The following is an 18,869-nucleotide window of genomic DNA, read 5'->3' on the forward strand; positions in this document are numbered from 1 at the left end:
AAGCAACTAAGATCAATTATCAAAGATACACTTTAAGTCCTCACAGGAGTGAGAATCCATTTTCTCTTCTTTTTAATAAAAAACATATACAGCTATATTGATTAATCTTTGAAAATATTAATAATATTTGGGTATGGAGGTTATTATGAGTCATATGTGGACATTTCAACGTGTCGGCGGATTAGATCAAGTTGTATTTAAAAATGCCGACGATATTATCAATTTACCTAATTTAGATCCCAAATTATGGGTAGCATTAAGTTGCCCAACAACCGGACTGGATTTTGATGAAAGAACGTTGGCACTATTGGATAGTGATAAGGACGGTCGGATCCGAATTCCCGATATATTAGATGCGATAAGTTGGACACAACAACGCATCGTCTCATTTAAAAGTATTTTAGCATCATCGCAAACCTTACCGATATCGCAAATCGATACATCGAGCGAACAAGGTAAAAAGCTATCGGTTACCGCACACAGTATTTTAGCCAGCTTAGGCAAAAGCCAATCTGACTATTTAACGCAAGAAGATGTGCAACAATCGATCAAGATCAATGCTGGTAAACTGTATAATGGTGATTTAATTTTCCCCCCTTCTGCCGAGTTGTCATCAGAGATGCAAACGTTTATCCAAACAGCGATAAACACCACCGGTGCCAAAAAAGATATGAGCGGGCAAGACGGCATTGATTTGGACATCGCTAAAACGTTTGTTGAAAATTTAAAAACGTGGCAAAAGTGGCAAACCGATATTAGTCATACGCAAACGCCGTTTGGTGAAAATCAAGCTGAAATATGGAAATTAGTCCAAACCTTAAAACCAAAAATCGATGACTATTTTCTTCGTGTAGCCTTGGCACAATACGCACCACAAGCACAAGGCGCTTTAAACGTGGATGAAAAATATATTGTCCCAACCGAAAACGGCTTATTATCTGATGAAGCCCTTGCTGAGTTACCTTTATCGAAGATTGATACCGTCAGCGCCCTCGATTTAGTGAACGGGCTTAATCCACTTTGGAAAGCAAAAATTAGCCGATTTAAAACGCTGGTTGCATCTGAGTTAGCAAATCCCGATCAGCTTACCCAACAAGAGTGGTTAAATATTCAAAACAGTCTTGAAGCTTACACCAGCTTAATTACCGCAAAACCGGAAATGGCGCAAGCAGATGTTACAACCAAACCAACTTCAAGTTTAGAAGATATCCCAAATAAGTTAATTAACTCTTTGGCATCAAGCGATTTATTAACTGTTTTTGAGCAAATGGTTGAACAAGATAATAAAACCCCTATTTCAGCATCCGATGTGCTTGTTTTAGAAAAGTTAGTGCTTTTTCATAAACATCTTTATCGCTTACTGGTTAACGTTGCCTCTTTTGCTGATTTCTTTTCGTTAGAAAAAAGAGCGGCTTTCCAACTAGGAAAACTTTATATCGACGGACGCTGTGCAACGCTTTGCGTAGCAGTTGATAATATTGCTAAACATTCCAATATGGCAAATTATTCAGAACTTTGCTTACTCTATTGTGAATGTACCCGACATGATCAAAAACAGCTCATTGCAGCTGCGATGACTGCCGGTCAAGGCGATTTATTAATTGAAGGACGTAATGGCGTATTTATCGATAATAACGGCAATGACTGGGATGCCAATGTTGTGAAGATGATCACTAAACCTATTAGTATTCAACAAGCTATTTGGGCACCTTATCAGCGTATTGGTCGCTTAATTACCGAACAAATTAATAAATGGGCAACCAGTAAAGATGCGGATATCGAAAAATCCAGTGCACAGGTTCTACAATCGCCTGAAAATAAATTTGATATTGGTAAAAGCGTGGGTATTTTTGCGGCTATCGGCTTAGCCATTGGGGCAATTGGTACCGCCTTAGCAACACTGTTTCAAGCGATATTTTCCTTGTCATGGTGGCAATTCCCACTGGTCTTTATCGGGCTATTTCTGATTATTTCGGGGCCTTCGGTTATTTTGGCATGGTTGAAATTAAGACGAAGAACACTTGGTCCACTGCTCGAAGCTTCGGGCTGGGCAATTAACGGACAAGTTAAAATCAACTTCTTACTCGGTAAACTACTGACCAGTAAAGCTGAGCTACCGAAAAATGCCAAACGGAATTTACGTGATCCGTTAAAAACCCAGAATAAAAAATCGATGATGATACTTTTATGTGCAATCGTATTTGGGATTGGCATTACTGCCGGTTGGTTATGGTATCAAGGTGATTTTCAGCGTTACTTTGAGCAGCCACAAGCACAATCAACCCAAAATGGCCAACAGGAAGAAAATAATCAATATCGATAATGGCTTATACCTCACTTTCGCCGACCTTGCCGGCGAAAGTGATTAACATCAATGTTGATAAACCGGAAAACGATGACAAATCGCTAACACCTTTTGTTTAACAGATTGGATCGCTTGTTCATCATCAATATTATCTAATACATCACAAATCCAATTAGCCACTTCACGTGCCTGCTCTTCTTTAAATCCTCGGCGAGTGATAGCCGGTGTACCGATACGCACGCCGGATGTGACAAACGGGCTTTGTGGATCTTTAGGCACACTATTTTTATTAACCGTAATATTGGCACTGCCTAAAGCGGCGTCGGCCTCTTTACCGGTAATTTTTTTATCCACTAAATCAATTAAAAATAGATGATTATGTGTCTCGCCGGAAACCACTTTATAACCACGTTTTAAAATCACATCAACCATAGCTTGAGCATTTTTAACCACTTGCTGTTGATAAGCTTGATAAGCCGGCTCCATTGCTTCTTTTAATGCGACCGCTTTGGCTGCAATCACATGCATTAACGGCCCACCTTGAGCGCCCGGGAAGACCGCTGAATTTAATTTCTTATAAAGCTCATCACTGCCACCTTTCGCCAAAATCAGACCACCTCGTGGACCACCAAGCGTTTTATGCGTTGTGGTTGTTACCACATGTGCATGTGGAACAGGGTTAGGATAAACGCCCGCAGCCACTAAACCGGCAACATGCGCCATATCAACAAAAAAATAGGCGCCGACACTATCGGCAATTTCACGCATTCGTTTCCAATCGACGATGCCCGAATAAGCCGAAAATCCACCAATAATCATTTTGGGTTTTGACTCAGTCGCTATTTTCGCTAATTGGTCATAATCAATATGTCCTGTTTCATCCACGCCATAAGCGACAATATTATAAAACTTGCCGGAAAAACTAACCGGGGCACCGTGAGTCAAATGCCCGCCTTCGGATAAATTCATTCCAAGTACGGTATCACCAATATTTAATAATGCACTATAGACAGCAAAATTAGCCTGCGATCCGGAATGGGGTTGCACATTCGCATAATCGGCGCCAAATAGCGCTTTGGCTCGTTCAATAGCAAGTTGCTCAACAATATCAACATATTCACAACCACCGTAATAGCGCTTACCTGGATAGCCTTCAGCATATTTGTTAGTTAATTGAGTACCCTGTGCCTGCATCACTCTTGGACTGGTATAGTTTTCGGAGGCAATTAATTCGAGATGATCTTCTTGACGTTGCTCTTCACCCTTAATGGCGTCCCATAATTCCTTATCATAATCGGCAATAGTCATTTCTTTACTAAACATATTGACTCCTTGTTTTTGGATTACATTGACTTTTTGACTTAATTATTGTTTTCAAGTATGGAAAACAGCATAACGAATATCCTTACTTAATCAGCCAACGATTTCAATCCTTTTTTTGAATTATAAAAAATATTTATAGTAAAGCATAAGATCGCAATTATTGTTTTTTAGCCAGTTAATAAAAAATCAAACGACTTGTAAAAGTATCAGGACTAGACAGAAAAACGCTTTTTTTTTAATTAAATTTATTGAATAATATTGAAAATTTGTCTTACCGAGTCTATTAACGCTATGAAAACGATTTGCCGCATAATAAGTTTTATTATTTGTATTTTATTCAGTCAGATAGCTACTGCCTCTTTCCAAAATCTCTGTTTGCTAACCGGGACATTATTAGAAGATCCACAACACGGTATTTTTTCTATTGGCGAAGGCGAACAGGAACATGAAATAAGTGTATTTGATATCAAGGTGTTAATTACCAAATCGGAAAAGAGGGGGCGCGCAGATCATGGTTGTTTTTTACCCAATGATAAACCTTACGAGTTAGAAGTAAGATTAGAAAAAGCCTTTCAATTACGCAATTATAAAAAAGGTGATCAGGTCGAATTAATACAATATGAAAGAGATATCGAAGATTGGAAAGATGATAGTAAGGTAGAAACTGAAACATCTTATTTTCTAGCTACAGAAAAATAAAAAGATTAGATTACTCGTATAATTTTCTCAGTATTAAGCTTTGAAAATATTGCGATTCTAAAAATCATCAATAAAACTTATTACGGCATAATATGTTACACCACAGTGTTCGTTTCAAAACATCTTAAAGAAAAGCCGACTAAAGTTACGTCAATTGTATATAAAAATTTATCATCGGTTGAATTTAACTCATTCGCTTCGTAAAATAGGCAAAATTTTATTTTTGGCTGATTATGCAACTTCATTTAGTGGTCAATACGTTTGGTGCTGACCTGCAACGCCGTTATGGCGAAAAAATCTATAAACTCACCTTACATGGCGGTTTTAGCTGTCCTAATCGGGACGGCACTATCGGTGTAGGTGGTTGCACCTTTTGTAATGTCGCATCGATTATTGATGAGTCCATTCAAGTCAAAACCATTACACAGCAACTTGCCCAACAAGCCAACCAGATGAAAAAATCCAAACGCTATCTTGCTTATTTTCAAGCCTATACCAGCACTTATGCCGAGGTTGAAATACTTAAAAATATGTATGAAGAAGCGCTCAATAGCGCCGATATTGTCGGGCTTTGTGTGGGTACTCGTCCGGATTGTGTGCCGGATGAAGCGTTGGATTTACTTGCCAGTTATCATGCCAAAGGCTTCGAAGTTTGGCTTGAGCTTGGCTTACAAACCGCTCACGATAAAACCTTACACGATATTAATCGTGGACATACGTTTGCTGCCTATCATCAAACTGTGCAAAAAGCGCGTAGGCTAGGCATAAAAGTTTGTACTCACTTAATTCTAGGCCTGCCTAAAGAAACCAAACAGGATAATTTAATTACGCTTGATAGCGTATTAAACAGCGGAGTAGATGGTTTAAAACTGCACCCGTTACATATCGTAGAAGGCAGCATCATGGCGAAGGCATGGCGTGCAGGCCGACTTGATATACTCTCTTTAGAGCAGTATGTCGATATCGCTGGCGATATAATCAGACAAACACCCGCCAATATTTTATACCACCGCATCTCCGCCAATGCCCGCAAACCCACCCTACTTGCCCCTGATTGGTGCGAAAACCATTGGCAATCAATGAATGCGGTCGATCACAATTTAAGACAATTTGGTGCGCAAGGTAGTGCAATCAATGATACTTATCACTTCCAATTATAATAACGTATTCAAATAGCTAAACTTAGCTATCATTTATTAACAACTCGCTATCATCATTTAAAATAATGTAGATAATTAACAATCAAGATACCACCATTTTGTAGTGTATAAGCATTGACGTTGATAATTGATAAAACAATGCAAAGTCAATCGAGTTGCTAAATCAAAAATTCAGTTACTACTAACTTTTTGTTGAAGTAACGATTTATTGATTATCTCTATTTTTGTCGCTCTTTATCCACTTTTTAAAAACATTGACAGGTAATTTTGTTATAGCAAAACCACACAACATAATGATTGTACAAACGATGAAATTAGTTGAAATGATTTTATGCTCATAAATCGATGAAATAAAAATAGCAACAACCGGGAAAATAATGAAAATAAATGACAATACTACCGGACTCATTCGTTTTAATAAAAAGAAATAAGCAATAAAGCCAAATACGGATGCAAAAATACCGAGATAAATTAATGCTAACCAGCTATTTAACGAGATAGTTTGAAAATTATTTTCTTCAAAAGAAAAACTCAACAAACAAAGTGCGATACCCGCAACGCCTATTGGCAGTGTGTTGAAGGTAAAGACATTTATACCTTCGCCAGCTTTTTTGGAGTAAACATATAAAAAACCATGCATCAATGCCGCTAAAAGTATTGATATTACGCCCCAAAAATCGCTATAGGAAAGAATAAAACCTTCAGAGATTAAAATATACATCAAACACAAAAAACCCACTGTAATTCCAATCACCTGATTTAAATATATTTTATCTTTTAAGATTATCTTAGCGAAAATAATTGAAAAAATCGGCATTGTGCTAAATAACAATGACGTTAAACCTGACGATACATATTGTTCACCAAAACTAATCAAATAATAAGGAATGGTAAAATAAAATAACGTTAAAAGTAGAAAAAAATGGAATGATTTTCGAGGAAACAATATTGGTGATTTAGCAACAATTGTAATTAAAACTAAAAAAGGAAATGCAATAACAAAACGCAAACCAGCAGCTAAAAGTGGATTAACCGTTTCAACAGCAATTTTTATCCCAATCCATGTTGTTCCCCATGTAAAACACACAACCAGAAAGAGAAATAAAATAACATATTTGTTATTAAAAAAAATTTCCTTATTCATACTAATCTTCACTTATCCATTCGTAAACACTATGCTCGATAATATAATATAAAATAGATGTTTATGTCAGCTTATAAAAATATTGAATAGTTGAATTCTATCTATAATGATAATCTCAGCGATGAATTAACTTTGTAGCAAAACGCTTTGTAAGGTACTGCGTGGGGGGGTATAGGAAGATTTCGCTCAATATACACCTATTCGGACTCTGACATCGTAATGAAAAAACCACCAAACCCACAGCGTCCGAAACCTGCGGACTAAAAACCTACAACTTTCAATTAAGGTATAAAACCTTGTCAAGAAGTTTCAGAAAATATAGGTGTTTAAGCAAAAAAATAAAGTTTTGCCAAAAACTTTCAGAAAACACCCATGTTTTCGTATAAAACAAAAGTTTTAGATATTTCCAAAATATCCTAAACCCCTTATGCAGCTGTAAATATGTTAGATAAAGCTTTTGGTAAAGGTTCTGATTTCTTAACGGCCTATGCGGCTGCAAAGAGAGTTTTGAGGCGGTTGGAAAGCCTCCAAAATTTCTAAACAGCCTATGCGGCTGCAAAGAATGAGATAAATCAAGTGCCCTTTTATTTATATTTCTAAACAGCCTATGCGGCTGCAAAGGATCAGACCCTTATCTTCTTCCGAAGCAAAGCTTTCTAAACAGCCTATGCGGCTGCAAAGCATCTTTAAATGCAACATGGGATGCGGTGGAATTTCTAAACAGCCTATGCGGCTGCAAAGAATTCCATATTTTCGCATTGTTGATTTGGATATTTCTAAACAGCCTATGCGGCTGCAAAGGATGGTTTTTTAAACCGAAAGCAAACGGTATGTTTCTAAACAGCCTATGCGGCTGCAAAGACAGCGCTAAACCGGGCGGTTTTACTGGTCATTTTCTAAACAGCCTATGCGGCTGCAAAGGCACCAAACTGTGTTTTAGCTGATTCCGTGTTTTTCTAAACAGCCTATGCGGCTGCAAAGTTTATAATTATTAGATAGACGATTTAAAGCCTTTTCTAAACAGCCTATGCGGCTGCAAAGTTTAATGGGTTAAGGCAATAAAAAACCGCACATTTCTAAACAGCCTATGCGGCTGCAAAGGGTACAGATATCACTTTCGAGCCGACAAAATTTTTCTAAACAGCCTATGCGGCTGCAAAGGGGCGGACGATCGCACATTAGACGTTGAAGGCTTTCTAAACAGCCTATGCGGCTGCAAAGGAGGAAAGCTCGGCTCTTCTCTGGGGTCGAAATTTCTAAACAGCCTATGCGGCTGCAAAGCGTGAACTAGAAAATCAATCACTAGAACGTCATTTCTAAACAGCCTATGCGGCTGCAAAGTAGAATCTTACATACTATAAACATCGTTTATAAAAACACAAAGGGCAATTTTAGGTTTAAAAACCCTTTTTTTTAACGCTTTTGCAATATATTGATTTTTAATGGTTTTATTTTTAGCTTAAAAAAAGGGTTAAAAAGTTTGTATTTTAAACTCCATTGCTATTTCTAAACGACTTACCATTAACTTTCTCAAAAACAAACAAGTGCACCAGATTGCGCCTTCACAAAGCGCCGACAACTGAGAGAGGTCAGCACGCCAAACAGGGATGTTTGGCGAGGCGCTGCTTTGTCCGGAACAAATCAGCGCCGGTGCGTTAAGACCGAACGAAGGCGGAGGGCAGTCGAAGACCGCTTTGGGTGGTGCTGCGAGGGGGTTATTAGGGGGATTTCGCATAAAATCCCCCTATTCGGACGCTGACATCGTAATGAAAATATCGACCAATTAACAGCGTCCGAAACCTGCGGATTAAAAACCCGCACCTTACAAAGAAAGTAAAAACCTTGTCAAAAACTTTCAGAAAATATAGGTGTTTAAGCAAAAAACACAAACCTTTGTCAAAAAGTTTCAGAAAACGCCCATGTTTTAGTATAAAAACAAAAGTTTTAGATATTTCAAAAATATCCTAACCCCTTTATGCAGCTGTAAAGCTATATCATGACCTAGACAGTGAACAGCTTCATTTCTAAACAGCTTATACAGCCGTGAAGTAAGGGAGATGGCAATCGCTCTATATCAAGAATTTCTAAACAGCTTATGCAGCTTTAAAGGGTATAAATGGATTTGGCAAAAAACAAGGCGATTTCTAAACAGCTTATGCAGCTTTAAAGTTTTCGTAGTAAAAAACTATCCCAGTCACAATTTTCTAAACAGCTTATGCAGCTTTAAAGGGTTATCCGATTCGTGAAGCTGGGGCGCTAATTTTCTAAACAGCTTATGCAGCTTTAAAGAAAAGCGGAAAAGTCAGCACTCAGTTGGTTATTTTCTAAACAGCTTATGCAGCTTTAAAGTAGAAACCTACATACTATAAACATCGTTTATAAAAACATAAAGGGCAATTTTAGGTTTAAAAACCCTTTTTTTTAACGCTTTTGCAATATATTGATTTTTAATAGTTTTATTTTTAGCCAAAAAAAAGGGTTCATAAAGTTTGTATTTTAAACTCCACGACTATTTCTAAACGACTTACCATTAATTTTCTCAAAAACAAACAAGTGCACCAGATTGCGCCTTCACAAAGCGCCGACAACTGAGAGAGGTCAGCACGCCAAACAGGGATGTTTGGCGAGGCGCTGCTTTGTCCGGAACAAATCAGCGCCGGTGCGTTAAGACCGAACGAAGGCGGAGGGCAGTCGAAGACCGCTTTGGGTGGTGCTGCGAGGGGGTTATTAGGGGGATTTCGCACAAAATCCCCCTATTCGGACGCTGACACCGTATTGAAAATATCGACTAATTAACAGCGTCCGAAACCTGCGGATTAAAAACCCGCAACTTACAAAGAAAGTAAAAACCTTGTCAAGAACTTTCAGAAAACACCCATGTTTTCGTATAAAACAAAAGTTTTAGATATTTCCAAAATATCCTAAACCCCTTATGCAGCTGTAAAGATGATAGATAAAGCTTTTGGTAAGGGTTCTGATTTTTAAACGGCTTATACAGCTTTCAAGATAAATAGATATTTAGCTATTAAAAAAGCGATTTTCTAAGCAGCTTATGCAGCTTTAAAGCGTGGGCATATTCTCAATCTACGTTCATTAAATTTCTAAACAGCTTATGCAGCTTTAAAGAACGCCCACTGTTCTCGGAGTGTCTAAAATATTTTCTAAACAGCTTATGCAGCTTTAAAGTAGAAACCTACATACTATAAACATCGTTTATAAAAACACAAAGGGCAATTTTAGGTTTAAAAACCCTTTTTTCTAACGATTTTGCAATATATTGATTTTTAATGGTTTTATTTTTAGCTAAAAAAAAGGGTTTAAAAAGTTTGTATTTTGAACTTCATTATTAATTCTAAACGATTAACCATTACCTCCCCACAAAAACAAACAAGTGTACCAGACCGCACCTTCACAAAGCGCCGACAACTGAGAGAGGTCAGCACGCCAAACAAGGATGTTTGGCGAGGCGCTGCTTTGTCCGGAACAAATCAGCGCCGGTGCGTCAAGACCGAACGAAGGCGGAGGGCAGTCGAAGACCGCTTTGGGTGGTGCTGCGAGGGGGTTATTAGGGGGATTTCGCACCAAATCCCCCTAATTCGGACGCTAACACCGTATTGAAAATATCAACCAATTAACAGCGTCCGAAACCTGCGGATTAAAAACCCGCAACTTACAAAGAAAGTAAAAACCTTGTCAAAAACTTTCAGAAAATATAGGTGTTTAAGCAAAAAACACAAACTATTGTCAAAAAGTTTCAGAAAACACCCATGTTTCAGTATGAAAACAAAAATTTAAGATATTTTTAAAATATCCAAATCCGTTATGCAGCCGCAAAGATGCCAGATAAAGCTTTTGGTAAAGGTTCTGATTTCTAAACAGCTTATGCAGCTTTCAAGAGTTTGTTGCTAATGTATGCCGAAAACGGTGCTTTCTAAACAGCTTATGCAGCTTTAAAGATATACAATATTCGGTGCTATTTCATTTTGCTTTTCTAAACAGCTTATACAGCCGTGAAGGATTTGTTGTACCAACGAAAACTAAACGCCGTTTTCTAAACAGCTTATACAACCGTGAAGCCAGTCCGCCGTGTGAAAACACTCTTTCAATCTTTCTAAACAGCTTATACAGCCGTGAAGGAACATGCATTTAGTGAAGTACTTTTTTTACCTTTCTAAACAGCTTATACAGCCGTGAAGTAGAATCTTACATACTATAAACATCGTTTATAAAAACACAAAGGGCAATTTTAGGTTTAAAAACCCTTTTTTCTAACGCTTCCACAATATATTGATTTTTAATGGTTTTATTTTTAGCTAAAAAAAAGGGTTTAAAAAGTTTGTATTTTGAACTTCATTACTAATTCTAAACGATTAACCATTACCTCCCCACAAAAACAAACAAATGCACCAGACCGCACCTTCACAAAGCGCCGACAACTGAGAGAGGTCAGCACGCCAAACAGGGATGTTTGGCGAGGCGCTGCTTTGTCCGGAACAAATCAGCGCCGGTGCGTTAAGACCGAACGAAGGCGGAGGGCAGTCGAAGACCGCTTTGGGTGGTGCTGCGAGGGGGTTATTAGGGGGATTTCGCATAAAATCCCCCTATTCGGACGCTGACATCGTAATGAAAATATCGACCAATTAACAGCGTCCGAAACCTGCGGATTAAAAACCCGCACCTTACAAAGAAAGTAAAAACCTTGTCAAAAACTTTCAGAAAATATAGGTGTTTAAGCAAAAAACACAAACCCTTGTCAAAAAGTTTAAGAAAACACCCATGTTTCAGTATAAAAACAAAAATTTAAGATATTTTTAAAATATCTAAATCCGCCTAATTCAGACGTAGACACCAAAATGAAAATATCAACCAACTAACAGCGTCCGAAACCTACAAACCAAAAAGCGACAACTTCCAATAAAAGATCAAATCTATTTTTTGTACCTTGCGCAGCAACAAGTATATAATACTCCTTTCACACTTGAGGCAATGTGCATGCAACTAGCTTTTTGTATCTATAAATATTTTCCTTACGGCGGTTTGCAACGTGATTTCTTGCAAATTGCCCGAGCTTGTCACGCTAAAGGGCATAAAGTTCGTGTTTATGTTATGCAGTGGCAAGGCGATAAACCGACTGAGTTTGACATTATTTTAGTCCCGAAAAAGGGGCTATCAAATCATAGCCGGAATCTAGCTTATTACCATTGGGTCGAAGATCATTTACAGACACATCCGGTTGATTGTGTCGTTGGCTTTAATAAAATGCCGGGGTTAGATGTCTATTTTGCCGGCGATACGTGTTTTGCTGAGAAAGTCTCCCACAAAGGCTTTTTTTATAGATTGTCTAAACGCTGTAAACACTATCTGGCATTTGAAGATGCGGTATTTAATCCGCAGCATGACACCAAAATTATGGTGCTAACAAAGCAACAAATTAGCGATTTTGAAAAATATTACCATACTCAAGCATCAAGATTTGTTTTACTGCCACCCGGTATAGCAAAAGATCGGCAATATCATATTGATTCACCCATTAAACGCCAGCAATTTAGGCAAGCCAATCACATTGCGCAAGATGCTTTTGTGATTGTACAAATTGGTTCTGACTTTAAACGAAAAGGCGTTGATCGCACATTAATTGCGATTGCCGCTTTGCCCGAAGCGTTAAAAAAACAGGTGTGCTATTTGGTTGTCGGGCAAGATAAACCCGATAATTACCAAAAAATGGCGAAACAGCTGGGTATTTTTAATCAAGTCCGTTTTTTCTCTGGGCGAAATGATATCCCCGATTTTCTCTTTAGCGCAGATCTACTACTGCACCCAGCTCGACAAGAAGCCGCTGGTATGGTTTTAATCGAGGCTCTAGCTGCTGGTGTGTCGGTGATTGTAACCGGGATAGCCGGTTATGCTTATCATATTACAGATGCAAATGCAGGTGTGGTACTTAGTGAGCCTTTTGATCAATCAGAATTAAATAGCACACTGGAAAATGCTATCACTAATCAAGCACAGCGAGCTGCATGGCATCATAATGCGATTGAATATGGGCAAAACGCCGATTTATATCACCTTGCTGAGCGTGCTGCCGATATTATATTAGGTTGTCATCATTATGAATGAAATTATACTCAAATCGCCTTTTGAGAATTTATGGAAAGGCAGAGATCCGTTTAGCGAAGTTGAGCAGATTTCCGGTGAAGTTTATCGGGCGGTTAAACAGCGCAAAACGTTAAATTTTAAACTTGATGATGAATCTTACTTTATTAAAATTCACCGTGGCATAACGGTAAAAGAGATCGTCAAAAATTTATTGTCCTTGAGATTACCGGTGTTAGACGCCAAACAAGAATGGACAGCCATTCACCGTTTAGCACAAGCAGGGGTAAATACCATGGACGGGCGAGCTTTTGGTCGTAAGGGGTTAAACCCACTAACACGGCACTCGTTTATTATTACCAAAGATCTTAACCCGACAGTAAGTTTAGAGGATTTTACTCGCTCTTGGTTAACCACGCCACCTAGCTATCATCTGAAACGTTCTTTAATCATCTATCTGGCAAAAATGACCGCCAAAATGCATGCCGCTGGGGTCAATCACCGTGATTGTTATTTATGCCATTTTTTATTGGATTTACCGTTATTTGAACATCATCAGCAAATTAAATTATCCGTCATTGATCTGCATCGGGCGCAAACCCGAAAACGAGTGCCAACCCGTTGGCGTGATAAAGATTTGATTGGGCTGTATTTTTCATCGACCAAAATCGGGTTAACTCAACGTGATATTTGGCTATTTTTAAAAACTTATTTCAATAAACCATTAAAAACGATTTTGCATGATGAACATAAACTGTTAACAACTGCGGAAAAAAAATCAGCGCGGATTGCAAAACGAACTGAAAAATATCAGCTTTAATAATAAGGAAATCCTATGTTTATTGAACAAATTGAGATTACCGGATTTAGAGGGATTAGTCAGTTATCTTTAACATTTAATCCGGAATCAAGTGTGCTTATTGGTGAAAACCGTTGGGGAAGATCGAGCTTAATTAGCGCTTTAAAGTTGTTATCACTCGATAACAAATTTTATCAATTTGTCGATAGCGATTTTTATCATGATAGAGATGAAAACTATGGCGATAAGATCAGTATTGTCGTCACTTATTGCGAATCATATTCAACTGAGCTCGACAGTGAAGTGTATGCCCGCTTACGCCCAATGGCTTCGCCAAACGAATCGGATCATTTGTACCGTCTTTGTTACCAAATTAGCGCTGATAAACAAGATAATGGTATTTTCACTCAGCATCGATTAATCGACCCACACGGCAAGGCATTATCAACTGAACAATCGCAACCATTAATTGCGATTTTAATTAGCCTTAATCCGGTCATGGCGCTGAAAAACTCGATAAATACGGATAATTTGCCGATCACCAATCAACCTTTGTCACAATACTATATCGAGCAACTATCCAATCAGTTAAAAACCCATAGTGCGCAATTGAGTCAAGATGAATTAAGTCGTGGGCTTAATGCTGCTCGTGCGTTATTAGAGTACTATTTTGCCGATTATCAGCATCGTTATCATTACAAACAAGCCAATAAACAAGCCAGTCCACGTATTGAGGACTGGAACTCGCTTGAGCGGATCAACAATATTTTAGATGATCTTGATAACAGCTATTTGCGTAGTGCGTTGTTAGGCATATTTGGCTCGATTATTGATGCCAAAGGCAATAATCCTTTGTCACAAAGTGCCGTGCCGATTTTGATACTGGAAGAGCCGGAAAGCCAACTTCATCCGATTATTTTAGCGGTTGGGTTTCGTTTACTTAAAAACTTACCGACGCAAAAGATTATTACCTCTAATTCAAGTGATTTAGTCGCATTATTCCCACTGGAAAATATTTATCGATTGATTCGCATGCCCGATCAAATCGTGACAAAATATATTCCACCTAAATCATTGAGTGTTGATGATAGCCGGCGAATTATGTTCCATATTTTTTACCGTCGAGCCAGTGCGATATTTGCCCGTAGTTGGTTATTAGTTGAAGGCGAAACCGAAGTTTGGTTGTTGCGAGAATTAGCCGAGCAAAGTGGCTATCACTTAAGCTCTGAAGGGGTACAATTTATTGAGTTTGCTCAGTGTGGCTTAAAACCGCTGATTAAATATGCCAATAAAATGGGCATCCATTGGTATGTCATCACCGACGGCGATATGGCGGGTAAAAAGTATGCCGATATTGTTAAATCACTGGCACCGCCTGATAAAGATCCGAGTGAGTACCTCACGGTCTTACCGGCGCGAGATATTGAGAATTTTTTATTTAAACATGGCTTTAGTCATGTTTATAAACTCGCCGCTTACAATACAGTGCAACATATTGATATGTCAGTACCAAAAATCATTCAAAAAGCAATTCATCGACGTTCAAAACCCGATTTAGCCATAGCGGTTTGTGATGATGCTAAGTCACGGGGAGTGGGTGCCATTCCTCGTTTATTGATTGATACTTTTGCTAAAATTGTAAAATCTTCAATGCAATTAGTGTCAAAATAAGGCAGGATTAATCGGAAATTTAACCTTAATCGGTTAGGTTTGAATTGAGTTTATAAGTTATCTTAACTCAATGTAAAATAGCTTGAACATGCAGGAGATCCCGCCGTCTGTCGCAGCGGGATTTATTATTATCAGTGCTATTTTGTGATTCTTTTGTATTTGGCACGCTTCGGCTCTACTGCTTCTGCGCCTAAAGTGCGTTTTTTCCACTCTTCATATTCGGTAAAATTACCTTCAAAGAACTCAACATGCCCTTCGTCTTGGTAATCGAGAATATGGGTCGCAATGCGGTCTAAGAACCAACGGTCATGCGAAATAACTAATGCACAGCCCGGGAACTCTAATAACGCATTTTCCAGCGCACGTAAAGTTTCGACATCAAGGTCATTGGTCGGTTCATCGAGTAATAGTACATTACCACCAACTTGAAGTAATTTAGCTAAATGCACCCGACCACGTTCACCACCGGATAGCTCACCAACACGTTTTTGCTGATCGACGCCTTTAAAATTAAAGCGACCAACATAGGCACGGCTTGGGATTTCAAAATTACCAATACGCATAATATCTTGTCCGTTGGATATTTCGTCCCACACGGTCTTTTTATCATCCATACTGTCACGGAACTGATCGACCGATGCCAATTGCACGGTATCTCCTAACGTAATTGTACCGCTATCGGGTTGTTCTTTGCCGGATAACATTCTAAATAGTGTTGATTTACCGGCACCATTTGGACCAATAATCCCGACAATTGCGCCTTTAGGAATACTAAAAGAAAGATTATCGATTAATACTCGATCGCCATATGATTTAGTTAAATTAGCGACTTCGATGACTTTATCCCCTAAACGTTGCCCAGGCGGAATAAAGAGTTCGTTAGTTTCATTACGTTTTTGGTAATCATTGTTATTTAATTCTTCAAAACGTGCTAAACGAGCTTTGCTTTTTGCTTGACGCCCTTTCGGATTTTGACGCACCCATTCAAGCTCTTTTTCAATCGACTTACGGCGAGCCGATTCGGTTGCCGCTTCTTGCGCTAATCGCTGATCTTTCTGTTCAAGCCAAGAAGAGTAATTACCTTCCCATGGAATACCTTCACCACGGTCTAGCTCTAAAATCCAACCAGCAACATTGTCTAAGAAGTAACGGTCATGGGTTACAGCGACCACCGTGCCTTCATAGTCATGTAAAAAGCGTTCTAACCATGCGACAGATTCAGCATCTAAATGGTTAGTTGGTTCGTCAATTAATAACATGTCCGGTTTTTCCAGCAATAACTGACAAATAGCAACACGACGGCGTTCACCACCGGATAAATTTTCGATTTTTGCATCCCAATCCGGTAGACGCAAGGCGTCAGCTGCTCGCTCTAGTTGGTTATCTAAATTATGCGCATCTTGCGATTGTATGATTGCTTCAAGTTCAGCTTGTTCTTTGGCTAATTTGTCAAAATCAGCATCTGGATCAGCATAAGCCGCATACACTTCATCTAAACGAGCCAAAGCTTTTTTGGCATCACCAACGGCTTGCTCAATAGCTTCACGTACAGTTTGCTTAGGATCAAGTTTAGGTTCTTGCGGTAAATAACCTATTTTAATGTCCGGCTGTGGACGAGCTTCACCTTCAATTTCGGTATCCACTCCAGCCATAATTCGTAGTAATGTCGATTTACCTGCCCCATTTAAGCCAAGAACACCAATTTTGGCACCGGGGAAAAAACTTAATGAGATATCTTTTAAAATATAACGTTTAGGAGGAACAATCTTCCCAACACGATTCATGGTATAAACATATTGCGCCATAAAACATCATCCGTTTGTTAAATTAATCATAGCTAAGTTAATTTTACTTGCTATAAAAGTCATGCCGTATATTGTAACGTTTCTGTCAATGGGGTCTAGGGTTATTTGTCGAATTGATTAGATTTATTCACTGTCGGTTTTGTTTTTTACATGTAATTTAATCGGTTTCATATATAATCAATAACCTATTAAATTGACAGTATGAGTGATAAAGACCATTTTAGGAGCAAGTATGAGTAACATCACCGTTCATTGCCATATTGATCGACAATATTTAGTCGATACTTATTACGCGCTGCAAGGTTGTTTGGATGATAATTTTACACAAAAATTAGATGATTCAATTGCTGATAATATGCGTAATTTTACCTTCACCTTCGATAATGAAAAAATAGTGCAGCTAAATAACGATAAGAACGAAGTCAGTACTTTCTATTACTCAGATCTGTATCAAATACATGAAGCTAAAACTGGGTTATTTTTTTTTAGTAATAAGATTATTTTTGAATTTGTTCGTTATGATCTGTTTCAACCGGATGAGTTAGAGCGCCTAAAAGATTATCTGGCGCCTTATTTGAGCAAAAACCAAGAATCCAAAATAGCAATGATTAATTATCAATTTGACTGTCAACGTGTATATGCGTTTATTTGTCATCAATTTCGAAATTCAAGAAAAAGGATGTTTATTTTATCTACTATCCTTTTATTTTTGAGTTTGTTGCTATTTCCAAAAAATCCTACTTTATCAGTACTCATTTTCATACTGCCTATTTTATTACTTACCTTATTTTTGGCTAATTTTAAAAAACAATCAAAAAAGCAGGTTTTAACATTGAATGAACGCTTTGGCAGTATGACCTGTATTTTTTATAATGATCATCTAACCTTCAGTTACATAAAAAAAGTGGGAGTTTCTAATATCAACTATGCTGAATTTTATAAAATAGAGAAAACATCAAAAGGTTATGTGTTTTTCATACAAGAGAGTTCGGGGTATTACTTTTTTTATAACGAGTTTAGTTTAGAACAACAACAAGCGCTGGAAGAGAAACTGAAACACTATAGCAATTATTCACAGAAGTAATACCATACCCTTATTACTCATCCCACCTAATACGAGGTGGGATGTTAATCAGATTATAAAAAGGTGAAGATTTGATCTTTCGGCAGACGTGATTTTGGACGATGCGCATTACCATCATCTTGAGCACGGTAACCTAATGTTGCAACCACAATGCTTTTCAATCCTTTGCTTTTAAGATCTAAGATTTCATCCATTTTAGCAGAATCGTAACCCTCTATTGCGGTAGAATCAACACCAATTGCCGCAGCGGCAAAAAGCAATTGCCCCAATGCAATATAGGCTTGTTTACCTTCCCAGCACTGTTGTGATTCAGGTGTTTTGCTATTTAGATTTACAAAATAACGTCGTCCCTGATCTTGAGACGCCTTTAATTCCGCCGAAGGCAAACGGCCGTCTTTCTCTTCTTGATTAAGGAGATTAACTAAATGGGCTTCGTCCAACGGGGTTTTAATACAAAAAACAATAGTATGTGATGAGCCGGTGACACGTGGTTGATTAAAATCAGCTATTGCCGGCAAAATTTTATTTTTGGCTGCTTCATTATCAATGACATAAAAATGCCACGGTTGAGAGTTAACCGATGACGGACTGTTTCTTAGTACGGTTAACAGTTGTTCTATCACATCTGCCGGGATTTTTTTAGTTGGATCATAATGTTTAGTTGTATAGCGTTTTTGCGAAATATCAACAATATTCATCGTTATGCCCTCGTTAGCATTGATAAGTTATCGATTAATTATAGTAAGAATATACCTTAGCTCAACTTATTAATCTAATAGATTTACT

The 18,869-nt window shown here is 38.1% G+C and carries 11 protein-coding genes and 3 CRISPR repeat arrays; of the genes, 7 read left to right on the top strand and 4 right to left on the bottom strand.

The window, feature by feature from the left end:
- Positions 1-145: 145 nt before the first annotated feature.
- On the top strand, positions 146-2,323 hold the full coding sequence (locus GYM74_RS09290; RefSeq protein ID WP_220217942.1) for a phage holin family protein: 2,178 nt from the start codon (positions 146-148) through the stop codon (positions 2,321-2,323).
- Positions 2,324-2,371: 48 nt separating this feature from the next.
- Here GYM74_RS09290 and glyA read toward each other — a convergent pair whose 3' ends face one another.
- Positions 2,372-3,628, bottom strand: coding sequence for a serine hydroxymethyltransferase (gene glyA, locus GYM74_RS09295; RefSeq protein ID WP_220217943.1), 1,257 nt, complete (start codon positions 3,626-3,628; stop codon positions 2,372-2,374).
- 291 nt (positions 3,629-3,919) lie between these two features.
- Between glyA and GYM74_RS09300 the strand changes: the two genes are divergently transcribed.
- Together GYM74_RS09300 and GYM74_RS09305 are read left to right on the top strand one after the other, a co-directional pair.
- Positions 3,920-4,327, top strand: coding sequence for a hypothetical protein (locus GYM74_RS09300; RefSeq protein ID WP_220217944.1), 408 nt, complete (start codon positions 3,920-3,922; stop codon positions 4,325-4,327).
- Between the two features lie 233 nt (positions 4,328-4,560).
- Positions 4,561-5,487 (top strand): TIGR01212 family radical SAM protein, encoded by a 927-nt coding sequence (locus GYM74_RS09305; protein WP_220217945.1) that lies wholly within the window; start codon positions 4,561-4,563, stop codon positions 5,485-5,487.
- A 205-nt stretch (positions 5,488-5,692) separates the two neighbouring features.
- On the opposite strand, the gene GYM74_RS09310 is transcribed toward GYM74_RS09305, so the two are convergent.
- Positions 5,693-6,631, bottom strand: coding sequence for a DMT family transporter (locus tag GYM74_RS09310; protein WP_220217946.1), 939 nt, complete (start codon positions 6,629-6,631; stop codon positions 5,693-5,695).
- A gap of 473 nt (positions 6,632-7,104) precedes the next feature.
- Positions 7,105-7,972: direct repeats of the CRISPR family, unit length 28 nt; unit sequence TTTCTAAACAGCCTATGCGGCTGCAAAG.
- 680 nt (positions 7,973-8,652) lie between these two features.
- A CRISPR array of direct repeats spans positions 8,653-8,980; the repeat unit is 28 nt; unit sequence TTTCTAAACAGCTTATGCAGCTTTAAAG.
- A 577-nt stretch (positions 8,981-9,557) separates the two neighbouring features.
- Positions 9,558-9,817: direct repeats of the CRISPR family, unit length 20 nt; unit sequence CAGCTTATGCAGCTTTAAAG.
- A 1,806-nt stretch (positions 9,818-11,623) separates the two neighbouring features.
- Here GYM74_RS09310 and GYM74_RS09315 point away from each other — a divergent pair.
- The 3 genes from GYM74_RS09315 to GYM74_RS09325 are packed head-to-tail and all read left to right on the top strand — an operon-like array spanning position 11,624 to position 15,194.
- Entirely contained in the window at positions 11,624-12,748 is a 1,125-nt protein-coding gene (locus GYM74_RS09315; RefSeq protein WP_220217947.1) for a glycosyltransferase family 4 protein, read from the top strand.
- Entirely contained in the window at positions 12,741-13,544 is an 804-nt protein-coding gene (gene rfaP / locus GYM74_RS09320; RefSeq protein ID WP_220217948.1) for a lipopolysaccharide core heptose(I) kinase RfaP, read from the top strand. The genes GYM74_RS09315 and rfaP overlap by 8 nt, the downstream gene beginning before the upstream one ends.
- 15 nt (positions 13,545-13,559) lie before the next feature.
- A complete protein-coding gene (locus GYM74_RS09325; protein WP_220217949.1) occupies positions 13,560-15,194 on the top strand; it encodes a DUF2813 domain-containing protein in 1,635 nt (544 codons plus the stop codon).
- Positions 15,195-15,331: 137 nt separating this feature from the next.
- Here GYM74_RS09325 and ettA read toward each other — a convergent pair whose 3' ends face one another.
- Positions 15,332-16,999, bottom strand: coding sequence for an energy-dependent translational throttle protein EttA (gene ettA, locus GYM74_RS09330; protein WP_220217950.1), 1,668 nt, complete (start codon positions 16,997-16,999; stop codon positions 15,332-15,334).
- Positions 17,000-17,231: 232 nt separating this feature from the next.
- On the opposite strand from ettA, the gene GYM74_RS09335 reads away from it, so the two are divergent.
- Positions 17,232-18,083 carry a YcxB family protein gene (locus GYM74_RS09335; protein WP_220217951.1) on the top strand — a complete coding sequence of 284 codons (852 nt, stop codon included), beginning with the start codon at positions 17,232-17,234 and terminating at the stop codon, positions 18,081-18,083.
- A 53-nt stretch (positions 18,084-18,136) separates the two neighbouring features.
- On the opposite strand, the gene nfsB is transcribed toward GYM74_RS09335, so the two are convergent.
- Positions 18,137-18,781, bottom strand: coding sequence for an oxygen-insensitive NAD(P)H nitroreductase (nfsB, locus tag GYM74_RS09340; RefSeq protein WP_220217952.1), 645 nt, complete (start codon positions 18,779-18,781; stop codon positions 18,137-18,139).
- Positions 18,782-18,869 lie beyond the last annotated feature (88 nt).

This window comes from Gilliamella sp. ESL0405 (genome assembly GCF_019469205.1).
Lineage (GTDB): Bacteria > Pseudomonadota > Gammaproteobacteria > Enterobacterales > Orbaceae > Gilliamella.

Bases quoted from the DNA above. Each gene is read 5' to 3' on its own strand.
- GYM74_RS09290 (WP_220217942.1), top strand. From the start codon at position 146: ATGAGTCATATGTGGACATTTCAACGTGTCGGCGGATTAGATCAAGTT.
- glyA (WP_220217943.1), bottom strand. From the start codon at position 3,628: ATGTTTAGTAAAGAAATGACTATTGCCGATTATGATAAGGAATTATGG.
- GYM74_RS09300 (WP_220217944.1), top strand. From the start codon at position 3,920: ATGAAAACGATTTGCCGCATAATAAGTTTTATTATTTGTATTTTATTC.
- GYM74_RS09305 (WP_220217945.1), top strand. From the start codon at position 4,561: ATGCAACTTCATTTAGTGGTCAATACGTTTGGTGCTGACCTGCAACGC.
- GYM74_RS09310 (WP_220217946.1), bottom strand. From the start codon at position 6,631: ATGAATAAGGAAATTTTTTTTAATAACAAATATGTTATTTTATTTCTC.
- GYM74_RS09315 (WP_220217947.1), top strand. From the start codon at position 11,624: ATGCAACTAGCTTTTTGTATCTATAAATATTTTCCTTACGGCGGTTTG.
- rfaP (WP_220217948.1), top strand. From the start codon at position 12,741: ATGAATGAAATTATACTCAAATCGCCTTTTGAGAATTTATGGAAAGGC.
- GYM74_RS09325 (WP_220217949.1), top strand. From the start codon at position 13,560: ATGTTTATTGAACAAATTGAGATTACCGGATTTAGAGGGATTAGTCAG.
- ettA (WP_220217950.1), bottom strand. From the start codon at position 16,999: ATGGCGCAATATGTTTATACCATGAATCGTGTTGGGAAGATTGTTCCT.
- GYM74_RS09335 (WP_220217951.1), top strand. From the start codon at position 17,232: ATGAGTAACATCACCGTTCATTGCCATATTGATCGACAATATTTAGTC.
- nfsB (WP_220217952.1), bottom strand. From the start codon at position 18,781: ATGAATATTGTTGATATTTCGCAAAAACGCTATACAACTAAACATTAT.